This is a genomic window from Micromonospora sp. DT228, assembly GCF_049841595.1.
Taxonomy (GTDB): domain Bacteria; phylum Actinomycetota; class Actinomycetes; order Mycobacteriales; family Micromonosporaceae; genus Micromonospora.
On sequence record NZ_JBNCKO010000005.1, the window covers coordinates 146,293 to 156,366 of the forward strand.

Genomic DNA, 10,074 nt, shown 5'->3' on the forward strand with positions numbered 1-10,074 from the left:
GGGGTGGTCGGTTGAGTCGACCCGGGCCGGTTGGCGCCGCTGCCGCGACCGGTACCGTCTAGTCGTGACCGATCTGGTGCGGGCCTCGGGCCCGGTGGTGATGGGCGTCCTCAACGTCACACCGGACTCCTTCTCCGACGGCGGACGGTACGCCGACCTCGACTCGGCCGTCGGACACGGCGTCCGTCTACGCGACGCCGGCGCACACCTGATCGACATCGGCGGTGAGTCCACACGTCCCGGCGCCGAACGAATCGACGCCGCGACCGAGGTCGCCCGGGTGTTGCCGGTCATCCGCGAGCTGACGGCCGCAGGCGTGGCGGTCAGCATCGACACCAGTCGCGCCCGGGTGGCGGAGGCCGCGCTGTCGGCCGGGGCGGCGGTGGTCAACGACGTCTCCGGCGGGCTGGCCGACCCCGACATGGCCCTCGTGGTTCGCGACGCGCACTGCCCCTGGGTGTTGATGCACTGGCGGGGCCACTCCCGCGCGATGCGCGAGCTGGCCAGCTACGGCGACGTGGTGGCCGACGTCCGGGCCGAGCTGGCCCAACGGATCGACGCGGCGCTGGCCGCCGGGGTGGCCGCCGACCGCCTCATCGTCGACCCGGGGCTCGGTTTCGCCAAGACGGCCGCGCACAACTGGGAACTCAGCGCCCGCCTGCCGGAGCTGCTGGACCTCGGCTGTCCGCTGCTCTTCGGAGCCAGCCGCAAGTCGTACCTCGGTGGGTTGCTCGCCGCCCCGGACGGCACCCCACGACCGACCGCCCAGCGGGAGGCGGCCACGGTGGCCACCAGCCTGCTGGCGGTCGCCGCGGGAGCCTGGGGCGTACGCGTGCACGACGTGCGGGCCACAGTCGACGCGTTGGCCGTCTGGGCCGCGACCGGCAGTCCGCGCCTGGCCCGGCCGTCGCGGGACACGGAGGGCACGCACCACGATCACGAGCAGGGGGTACGGCGATGACGACGGACCGGATCCAGCTGACCGGCCTGCGGGCGCACGGCCGGCACGGGGTGTACGACTTCGAACGCGAACAGGGGCAGGACTTCGTGGTCGACGCCGTCCTGGAGTTGGACCTCGGCCCGGCGGCCGCCAGCGACGACGTCGCCGACACCGTCCACTACGGCGAGCTGGCCGAACGTCTGGTCGCGGTGGTGACCGGCGAGCCGGTGAACCTGATCGAGGCGCTCGCCGATCGACTCCTCGTGATCTGCCTGGCCGACGAGCGGGTGCGCACCGCCACCATCACCGTGCACAAACCGGAGGCCCCGGTGCCGCACACCTTCACCGACGTGGCCGTCACCATGACCCGGACGCGGGCCCGTTGACCAGGGCCGTGCTGTCGCTCGGCAGCAACCTGGGCGACCGGCTGGGCCACCTACGCACGGCCGTCGCCACGTTCGGCGACGCCGTACTCGTGCTCTCCGGGGTGTACGAGACTCCACCGTGGGGCGACGCCGACCAGCCCGCGTACCTGAACGCGGTGTTTCTCGCCCAGGACGCGACCGCGACCCCGCGCGACTGGCTGGAGCGGGCCCGCGACGCGGAGCGGGCAGCCGGCCGGGGCCGTGACCCGCAGCGCCGGTTCGGGCCGCGCACCCTCGACGTGGACGTGATCGCGGTCTGGGGCGACGACGACGAGCCGGTGATCAGCGAGGACGAGGAGCTGACCCTGCCGCATCCCCGGGCGCACCTGCGGGCCTTCGTGCTGCGGCCGTGGATCGACATCCAGCCGTACGGTCGGCTGCCCGGCCACGGCTGGCTGACCGACCTGCTCACCACCGGCCCCGCGGCCGACGACGCGCTGGAACTGCGTCCCCGGCCGGAGTTGGCGTTAGAGTCGACGGCATGACCGAGCGGAGTCGGCCGGCATGACGCAGGCGAAGTCCCCACCACCGGGCGGGTCGGGCCCGGACCGGTCCCGGATGGGCCCCACCCGGATTTCGACACTCGTCGTGGCCGCCCTGGCCGCGGCGGCGGTGGCCTGGCTGCTGATCAGCGGCCTCTACTACAGCGGCGTCCCCCGGCTGCCCTGGCTGCCGGTGGTGACGCTGGCCGGGCTCGCCGTGCTCGAGGGGTACGCCGCGATCAACACCCGGGGCCGGATCGAACGCAAGCCCGGCCGGGACGCGGTCGATCCACTGCTGGTGGCCCGCCTCGTGGTGCTGGCCAAGGCGTCGGCGCTGGCCGGGGCCATCTTCGCGGGCTTCTACGCGGGGCTCACCGGCTGGCTCTTCCTGGAGACCACACGCGCGGCCCTGGATGATCGACCGGCCGCGGGTGGGGGTCTGCTCGCCTCGCTGGCCCTGGTGGGCGCCGCGCTGTGGCTGGAGCGCTCCTGTCGGGTGCCGGAGCGTCCGGACGACGACCACGAGCAGGACCCACGGGAGAGCCGCCCCGGCCAGCGCTGAGCAGGGGGTTACGCCCGGCTCCGAGCGCGGGTACGGTGCCTGCGATCGGAGAGCAAGGGCTGCCCACGGTCCGTCCGCGCGCCGGACCGGGACGGCCGGCCACTGGGGAGGCGGCGTGATGGGGTACGAAGAAGCGGGCCGGGACCGCTCGGTCGAGCCCTCGTCCGGGGTGCCGGTCGCCGTTCTGGAGAACGTCTTCGACGACCCCACCCACGGTGAGCCCGGCCGGGATCGGATCGGCGTGCAGCTGGGCTGGGAGCTTGTGCTGCTGGCCGCGCTGGCGACGGTGGGCTGGCTGCTCTGGCAGGAGGATCAGAACGCCGTGCGCGCCGACAACCTGCGCGCGCTGCTCGTCGACGCGGTCGGGTTGGGGCTGCTCGCCCTGGCCGCCGGGTTGAGCCTGCGGACGTCGGCGCCGAACCTGGCCGTCGGGCCGGTCGCGGTCGCCACCGCCCTGCACTACGCCGAGCAGGGTGATCGGGGCCTGCCGGCGTCGGTCGGCCCGGCCGTGGCGGTGGCCGCGCTGGGCGGGCTCGTGCTGGCGCTGACCGTGGTGGTGCTGCACGTGCCGGGCTGGGCTGCCAGCCTGGCCGGCGCGGCCGGTGTGGTGGTGTTCATCGAACGCCGTTCGGCGCCCGTGCTGGTGCAGGGCGACTACGACCCGGGGCGCAGCGCCGGATACCTGTTCGCCGGCTTCGCGGCAGTGGCCGTCCTCGGCGGGTTGTTCGGCGCGATCCGGGCGATCCGCCGGCTGGTCGGCAGGTACCGGCCGATCGCCGACCCGGCTCGCCGGCGGGGCGCGGTGGCCGCCGTGGTCACCGGGGCGGCGCTTGTCTTCTCCACCGTGCTGGCCGCCCTCGCCGGTGTTCTCGTCGCCGCCAACCACCCCGGCTCGGCCACGGACCCCGGGTCGGTCGCGCCCACCTCGGGGCTGGACTGGACGGTCCTCGCGATCGGGGTGGCCCTGCTGGCCGGCACCAGCGCGTACGGGCGTCGCGGCGGCGTGTTCGGCACGCTGCTGGCGGTCAGCCTGGTCACCGTCTTCCAGGCGTACGCGCCGGAGCGTGGTTGGACGCTGAGCACCTGGGCGGTGGGTGGCGCCGCGCTCGGCGTCGGGTTGCTTGTCACCCGGCTGGTCGAGACGTTCGGCCGACCCCGACCGGGCAGCACCGACCGACCCGAACCGGTCACCGACGGCACGATCAGCGCGGGTTGGACCATGCCGCAGTCGCAGTCGGTGGAGAACTGGCCGCCGACGTTGCCGACGCCGGCCGCGCCGCAGCCGGTGGACCCGTGGCGGGATCCGCGTTGGGAGGACAGCCCGCGTCGGTGGGACGCCGACGAGCGGTGATCAGGGCGGCGTCCGCCGAGCCGGAGCGGATCTCGACCGTTAGGCTCGGCGCATGACCGACACACCTGCCGCCACCCCCGGCGGAACCTCGTTCGCCGAGCTCGACGCGCTGTCCACCGAGGAGCTGCGGGAGCGGGCGTTCGCCCTGGCCCGGGAGCGTCGCGACGTCAGGTTCTACTGGTCGGTGCTGCGGCGCCTGCCGAACGCGGACGAGGCCACGGTGCTGGACGGCGCACCGAACTCGATCGGCCCCACCATCGACGAGGCGAACGCGCTGTGGCGGGAGCTGACCGGTCACGGTTACGAGGAGTCCGCGCCGCTGCTGCGGGCCGCCTTCATCGACTACCTGCTGAAGCACTGAACCGCTCGGGGCAGCCCAGGTCCGCCCGGACGACGGGTTCGGGGCCTGGGCGGATGGCGTCGCTCTTCCACCGCTCCGGTCCGGTCAGCCGCTACGGCACGGCCGCCGGCACCGGCGCCCTCGCCGTGTTGTTGCTGGTCGGGATCTGTGGCAGCCCGGCGTACGCCGGTTGGGCCGCCACCCAGACCGACCCGGAGTCGGCCGGCGCCTTCTATCTGCGCCTGCTGGCGTGGCCGGCCTGGCGGCTCGACGCGGACGGGCAGGCCGGCGGCCTGTTCGCCGCCGACCTGCGAGCCGTGCTGCTCGTGGTGTTCGCGGTCGCCCTGCTCTACCTGTTGCCAGCCGCGCAGGTGGCCCGGGTGCCCGGCTCGGTCAGCCAGTTCCTCTCCGGCTGGGCCGCCTACGTGCTCGCCGGCGGGCTCGCCGCCGTGCTGGCGGCGCTGCTCGGCCCGGATCCGTCGCTGCTGAAAGCCATGCAGGACGCCAGCACCGGCGCCGGCTACGGCTTCCTCACCGGGTGGATCATCGGCACCGCCAGCCTCGGCGGTCGCGCCTGAGCTGGCCCGGCGCGGGTCGCGCCTGAGCTGGCCCGGCGCGGGTCGCGCCTGAGCTGGCCCGGCGCGGGTCGCGCCTGTGGCGGTCGGGACCGGGCCGCCGACGGCGGCAGCCCGGTCGCCGTCAGGTCAGTTCGCCGGTCGGCCCAGGTCGAGCAGGCGGTGTCGGCTGAGCGTACCCACCGGTCGGCCGGCGTCGGTCACCACGAGCTGGTCCCGTCCCGAGGTGAGCAGCACCGCCAGCGCGTCGTAGGCGGTGCCGTCAAGTGCCACGGTGGGCAGGTCCGCGGCGGCGTCGCCGGGTACGGGCTCCAGCGACTCCCGGTCGAGTGGGGTCACCGCCAGCCGGCGGATGCCCCGGTCGGCGCCGACGAACTCGCGTACGAACGGCGTGGCGGGTGCGCCGAGCAGTGCGGCAGGCGTGTCGTACTGCTCCAGGTGCCCGCCCTCGGAGAGGACCGCGATCCGGTCGCCGAGCCGGACCGCCTCGTCGAGGTCGTGGGTGACCAGGACCGTCGTCTTGCGGACCTCGGCCTGAAGGCGGAGGAACTCCTCCTGTAGGCGGGTCCGGACGATCGGGTCGACGGCCGAGAACGGCTCGTCCATCAGCAGCACCACCGGGTCGGCGGCGAGCGCTCGGGCCACCCCGACCCGTTGCCGCTGGCCACCGGAGAGCTCGTGCGGATAGCGCCCGCCGAACTGGGCCGGGTCCAGGCCGACCAGGTCGAGCAACTCGTCGACCCGGTCGCGGGTCTGGCGCTTGGGCCACCGGAGCAGACCCGGCACGGTGGCCACGTTGGCCCGGACCGTCTGGTGTGGAAATAAGCCGACGTTCTGGATCACGTATCCGATGCGGCGGCGCAGCCGCACCGGGTCGACGTCGGTGACGTCCTCGTCGCCGAGCGTGATCCGGCCGGCGGTCGGCTCGATCAGGCGATTGATCATGCGCAGCACCGTCGACTTGCCGCAGCCGGACGGGCCGATCAGCACCACCAACTCGCCGGCCCGGACGTCCAGGCTGAGTTCCCGGACGGCCTCGGTGCCGTTCGGGTAGCGCTTCTGGATGCCCTGTAGGGAGATCGACGCCGCGTGAGGGGATCGGGCCGCGTCGGCAGCCTTCGGGGTAACGTCCACGTATGTCCTTCCGCCTGAGCTACCGGGCCGACCCGGGTAACCCCTGGTTCTCCTGGCAGTACGTGCGGGACAACTCTGACACGATCCTCGCCGCCGTGCGCGAACACGCCTCCCTCACCGGGCGGGCGGTGCTGCTCGCGGTGTTGATCGCGCTGCCGTTGTCCGTGCTGGCGTACTGGTTCCGGCCGCTCGCCGGTCCGATCCTGGCCGTCAGTGGGGTCGTCTACACCATCCCGTCGTTGGCGCTCTTCGCGTTCATCGCCCCCTACCTGGGCACCGGGACCACCACAGTGCTTGTCGGGCTGGTCCTCTACGCGCTGCTGCTGATCGTGCGCAACGTGGTGGCCGGCCTCAACCAGGTGCCCCCGGAGGTCGGCGAGGCCGCCGAGGGCATGGGTTACGGCCGGTGGGGGCGGCTGTTCCGGATCGATCTGCCGCTGGCGCTCCCGGGCATCGTGACCGGCGTACGGCTGGCGACCGTCTCGACCGTGGCGTTGGTCACAGTCGGTGTGCTCGTCGGGCATGGCGGCCTCGGGCAGTTGATCTTCGCGGGCTTCCAGAACAACCTCTACAAGGCCGAGATCATGACCGCCGCGCTGCTCTGCGTGGCGCTCGCGCTCGTGCTCGACCTCCTGCTCGTCCTGGTCGCCCGGCTGGTGACCCCCTGGTCCGCCCGGAGGGCGCGGTGACCGTCGCGGAAAATCCGATCGGCCAGGGGATCACCTGGATCAACGACCCACTCAACTGGACCAACCCCGGCGGCATGCTGGACCGGCTCGGTGAGCACCTGACCATCTCGGCCCTGGCGGTGGCGCTCGGCTGCCTGGTGGCCTGGCCACTCGGGCTCTGGCTGGGGCACCTCGGCCGGGGCGGTGGCCTGGTGGTGCTGGTGTCCAACGCCACCCTGGCCATTCCCACCCTGGCCCTGCTCACCATCCTGCCGGTGGCCTTCGCCAGCGGCTTCGGGCGGACGCCGGTCGTGGTGGCGCTTGCCGTCTTCGCCGTGCCGCCGCTGCTGGCCAACGCGTACACCGGGGTGCGGCAGGTGGACCCGGAGGCCCGCGACGCGGCCCGGGGGATGGGCCTGTCCGGCGGGCAGTTGCTGCGCCGCGTCGAGTTGCCGCTCGCGGTGCCGTACCTGGCGGCCGGCTTCCGGACCGCCGCGGTGCAGGTGATCGCGACCGCCGCACTTGCCTCGTTCGTCAACGGCGGAGGCCTCGGCCAGATCATCCGGACCGGCTTCGGCATCGGTATCGCGGCCGGTGGCGGGCAGATCGTCGCCGGCGGTGTGCTGGTGGCTGGCCTGGCGCTGCTGGCCGAGGTGGTCCTCGGCGGGGTCGAACGCCTGGTCACTCCCCGCCCGCTGCGGCGCGGGCGACAGCGGCTGGGTCGGCCCCGGGCCGCGGACGCCACCGGGCGCGCCTGACCCGTCCGGGTGAGCCCCGCGTCAAGCCGGCCTCCGACGTCGGTCCGATCGGTGACGATGAGGTGACGAAGTCCATCCCAGGTTGTCGGTCGGTTGCGGAGCATGTTGGGTGGATATTCGCGGGCGACCGACAGTCAGGATCGCCCGTCGGACACGCGGCCGGCCCGGGACGGGCCGCGCCGGGACACGGAAGGCGGGCACATGCGCGCACGTACACGTCTGGCGATCGGCGCGATCAGCGCCGTCGCCGGGGCAGCACTTCTCACCGGTTGCGGTGACGCCGGCTCGTCCGGCACCGACGCGCCCCAGCAGAGCGCCTCCGGCGCCGGGTGCGCCCCGGTCGCCGGCAAGCAGCTCATCGCTCTGCAGGACGACAAGAAGCTCCAGAACTCCGACAACGTCATTCCCGCGGTCAACAGCAAGGCGGCCAACCCGCAGTTGCTCGCCGCGCTGGACAAGGTCTCCGCCGTGCTGGACACCCCGAAGCTGGTCCAGCTCAACAAGGCCGTCAACGAGGACCGCAAGACCGCCAAGGTGGCGGCCGAGGAGTTCGCCAGCGCCAACAACGTCACCGCGGGCATCGCCAAGGGACCGGGCGGCGACATCGTGGTGGGCGCCGCCAACTTCGCCGAGAGTCAGATCCTTGGCGAGCTGTACCGGATCGCCCTCACGGCCGCCGGCTACCAGGTCAAGGTGCAGCAGATCGGCAACCGCGAGCTGTACGAGCCGGCGCTGGTGAAGGGCGAGATCCAGGTCGTCCCGGAGTACGCGGCGACGATGGCCGAGTTCCTCAACACCAAGGACAAGGGCGGCACTCCTCCGCCGATCTCCTCGCCCGACATCAACACCACGGTGACCGCGCTCAAGGCCGAGGGCGACAAGGTGGGCCTCACCTTCGGCACCCCGGCCGCCGCCCAGGACCAGAACGCCTTCGCCGTCACCAAGGAGTTCGCCGACAAGTACGGCGTACGGACCCTGTCCGAGTTCGCCGCCAAGTGCTCCGGCAGCGCGACGAAGCTGGGTGGCCCCCCGGAGTGCGAGCAGCGGGCCTTCTGCAAGCCGGGCCTGGAGAAGACGTACGGGCTGAAGGTCGGCTCGTTCTCCTCCCTGGACCAGGGTGGACCGCTCACCAAGAGCGGTCTGCGGGACGGCTCGATCAGCGTGGGCCTGATCTTCTCCTCGGACGGCGCGTTCGCCACCAGCTGAGCCCTTCCCGGGCGTGCCGCGGACGCCCCCGCCCTGACCGGGTGGGGGCGTCCGCGCATCCCGGGACCCCGTTCCCTCCGGTGAAGCTCGTCGGTAGGCTGCACATCCATGCCAGCCCAGGCCACCGCAGACGCCCGACGTCGACCATCGCTGCTGACCGTGCTCTTCTGGGCGGGGGTCGCTCTCGCCCCGGTGGCGGCGCTGATCCTGCTGGTCGCCGACGGTAACGGCCCGCTGCGCTTCGCCGCGGTGCTCGCCATCGTCGCGGTGGTGCTGATCGGCCTCTCCATCGCGCTGCGGCCCGACGATGAGGGCGCGCGAGCCGACGAGCTGCTGGATGAGATCGAGGAGCTTCGCCGGGAGCTGCGGACCGAGATCGCCACCGCCACGCAGCGCGGTAGCCAGGCGCTCGACCAGGCGCACCGGGCACAGGAGGGGATCGCCGCGGTCCGTCGCCGGCTGGACGCCAGCGGTGCCGCTCTCGCCGGTGCCGCTCCCGTCGGCGCTGCCGCCGCTCCCGTCGCTCCCGTTGGGGAGCCGCCGGGCCCCGGCCGGGCGCGCGTGCCGAGTGTCGCGCCGCAGGTGGACAACGCGCCGGTGGCCCGTAGCCGCGTCCAGGTGCCGGGTGACGCGCCGCCGGTCCGCGCCCGAGCCGCCGGCCCGGACGACGCGTCCCGGTGGGGCCGCGCCGCGCACCCGGACGACGACGAGCCGGCCTACCCACGGGACGCCGCCGAGCCGCGGGCGACCGCGAGGACGTACGGCGCGGCGCGCCCAGCCGACAACGCGCACGGCTCAGCGCGTCCCCGGGAGCACGACCGCCCCGAGCCGGCGCACCGGCCGGGCGGCGTGGTCCGGCACACCGAGACCGTGCACGTCACCACCCGGCACACGGTGGTGGACGGCGGGCCGGCCGAACCGACCGGGCGTTACGAGGGCGAGTACCCGGGCCGGTGGACGCCACCGGCGCAGGAGTGGACCCGGGGCGGCGGCGCGGATGAGCGTGGCCGCTCGGCCGGCCGGTCACGTGGCGAGCCGGTGGAGCACCCCCGAGCCGGGTACGACGCCGACCGGCGCCCCGGCGACGACCGGACCCGCTCCGGCGACGACCGCGCGTGGGAGGCGACGGGTCGCCGTGACGAGCCGGAGTGGACCGATCCACACGACACGTACGCCGAGCCCGACGAGCCCGGCCCGGCGGCCAGGTCGCACCACGCGCCGGAGCGGCCGGCCTCGGGCTCCTGGGACAGCCCGGACGATCGCGGTTGGTCGGAACAGCGTGATCGGGCGGGTGCGGCCGCTCCCCAGCCCGGTCCGGCCCTGCGGGCCGACGACACGGGCGAGTACTGGTCGCAGCTGCGGGCCGGTGACCGGTGGGCCGCCGTCCGCGACGACGAGAACGGCCGTGAGCTGCGCGTCGGCGAGCGCCGGGCCGAGGTGCGCGCCGACGCCACCGGCACCGAGTACCGGGTGGCCGACCGTTGGGCCGAGGTCCGCCATGAGGAACCCCGCCAGCACGAGCAACCGCGCCGCTACGAGGAGCCGCGCCAGCACGCGGAGCCGCGCCAGCACGCGGAGCCGCGCCAGCACGCGGAGCCGCGCCAGCACGCGGAGCCGCGCCAGCACGCGGAGC

General features: G+C 74.0%; 12 protein-coding genes. 11 read left to right on the forward strand and 1 reads right to left on the reverse strand.

Features of this window, described 5'->3' with window-relative positions:
- Positions 1 to 64: 64 nt before the first annotated feature.
- The 7 genes from folP to ACLQ29_RS12475 all read left to right on the forward strand — a co-directional run bounded on the left by folP (position 65) and on the right by ACLQ29_RS12475 (position 4,678).
- Positions 65 to 961 (forward strand): dihydropteroate synthase, encoded by an 897-nt coding sequence (gene folP, locus ACLQ29_RS12445; RefSeq protein ID WP_425771757.1) that lies wholly within the window; start codon positions 65 to 67, stop codon positions 959 to 961.
- Positions 958 to 1,326 (forward strand): dihydroneopterin aldolase, encoded by a 369-nt coding sequence (gene folB / locus ACLQ29_RS12450; RefSeq protein WP_425771758.1) that lies wholly within the window; start codon positions 958 to 960, stop codon positions 1,324 to 1,326. The genes folP and folB overlap by 4 nt, the downstream gene beginning before the upstream one ends.
- On the forward strand, positions 1,323 to 1,850 hold the full coding sequence (folK, locus tag ACLQ29_RS12455; RefSeq protein WP_425771759.1) for a 2-amino-4-hydroxy-6-hydroxymethyldihydropteridine diphosphokinase: 528 nt from the start codon (positions 1,323 to 1,325) through the stop codon (positions 1,848 to 1,850). The genes folB and folK overlap by 4 nt, the downstream gene beginning before the upstream one ends.
- A 19-nt stretch (positions 1,851 to 1,869) precedes the next feature.
- Complete coding sequence (locus ACLQ29_RS12460) at positions 1,870 to 2,409, forward strand: DUF3180 domain-containing protein (protein ID WP_393369430.1); 540 nt, start codon at positions 1,870 to 1,872, stop codon at positions 2,407 to 2,409.
- A gap of 118 nt (positions 2,410 to 2,527) precedes the next feature.
- A complete protein-coding gene (locus tag ACLQ29_RS12465; protein WP_425771760.1) occupies positions 2,528 to 3,760 on the forward strand; it encodes an ABC transporter permease in 1,233 nt (410 codons plus the stop codon).
- Positions 3,761 to 3,812: 52 nt separating this feature from the next.
- The gene (locus ACLQ29_RS12470; protein WP_387191700.1) at positions 3,813 to 4,121 is read left to right on the forward strand and encodes a hypothetical protein; all 309 of its coding nucleotides are present in this window, start codon (positions 3,813 to 3,815) and stop codon (positions 4,119 to 4,121) included.
- Positions 4,122 to 4,174: 53 nt separating this feature from the next.
- Positions 4,175 to 4,678: a hypothetical protein gene (locus ACLQ29_RS12475; RefSeq protein WP_425771761.1), complete on the forward strand. Its 504-nt coding sequence runs from the start codon at positions 4,175 to 4,177 to the stop codon at positions 4,676 to 4,678.
- Between the two features lie 126 nt (positions 4,679 to 4,804).
- Here the strand turns inward: ACLQ29_RS12475 and ACLQ29_RS12480 are convergent, their stop codons facing one another.
- Complete coding sequence (locus ACLQ29_RS12480; protein WP_425771762.1) at positions 4,805 to 5,809, reverse strand: ABC transporter ATP-binding protein; 1,005 nt, start codon at positions 5,807 to 5,809, stop codon at positions 4,805 to 4,807.
- A gap of 2 nt (positions 5,810 to 5,811) precedes the next feature.
- On the opposite strand from ACLQ29_RS12480, the gene ACLQ29_RS12485 reads away from it, so the two are divergent.
- The 4 genes from ACLQ29_RS12485 to ACLQ29_RS12500 all read left to right on the forward strand — a co-directional run.
- Positions 5,812 to 6,498 carry an ABC transporter permease gene (locus tag ACLQ29_RS12485; RefSeq protein ID WP_393369442.1) on the forward strand — a complete coding sequence of 229 codons (687 nt, stop codon included), beginning with the start codon at positions 5,812 to 5,814 and terminating at the stop codon, positions 6,496 to 6,498.
- Entirely contained in the window at positions 6,495 to 7,235 is a 741-nt protein-coding gene (locus ACLQ29_RS12490) for an ABC transporter permease (RefSeq protein ID WP_393369445.1), read from the forward strand. Before ACLQ29_RS12485 ends, ACLQ29_RS12490 begins: the two co-directional genes overlap by 4 nt.
- 201 nt (positions 7,236 to 7,436) lie before the next feature.
- Positions 7,437 to 8,441, forward strand: a complete 1,005-nt coding sequence (locus ACLQ29_RS12495; RefSeq protein WP_425771763.1) for a glycine betaine ABC transporter substrate-binding protein — start codon at positions 7,437 to 7,439, stop codon at positions 8,439 to 8,441.
- A gap of 108 nt (positions 8,442 to 8,549) precedes the next feature.
- Positions 8,550 to 10,074: hypothetical protein (locus ACLQ29_RS12500; protein WP_425771764.1), on the forward strand; the 1,525-nt coding region annotated here is incomplete at its 3' end.

Bases quoted from the DNA above. Each gene is read 5' to 3' on its own strand.
- ACLQ29_RS12495 (WP_425771763.1), top strand. From the start codon at position 7,437: ATGCGCGCACGTACACGTCTGGCGATCGGCGCGATCAGCGCCGTCGCC.
- folB (WP_425771758.1), top strand. From the start codon at position 958: ATGACGACGGACCGGATCCAGCTGACCGGCCTGCGGGCGCACGGCCGG.
- ACLQ29_RS12470 (WP_387191700.1), top strand. From the start codon at position 3,813: ATGACCGACACACCTGCCGCCACCCCCGGCGGAACCTCGTTCGCCGAG.
- ACLQ29_RS12485 (WP_393369442.1), top strand. From the start codon at position 5,812: ATGTCCTTCCGCCTGAGCTACCGGGCCGACCCGGGTAACCCCTGGTTC.
- ACLQ29_RS12465 (WP_425771760.1), top strand. From the start codon at position 2,528: ATGGGGTACGAAGAAGCGGGCCGGGACCGCTCGGTCGAGCCCTCGTCC.
- ACLQ29_RS12460 (WP_393369430.1), top strand. From the start codon at position 1,870: ATGACGCAGGCGAAGTCCCCACCACCGGGCGGGTCGGGCCCGGACCGG.
- ACLQ29_RS12475 (WP_425771761.1), top strand. From the start codon at position 4,175: ATGGCGTCGCTCTTCCACCGCTCCGGTCCGGTCAGCCGCTACGGCACG.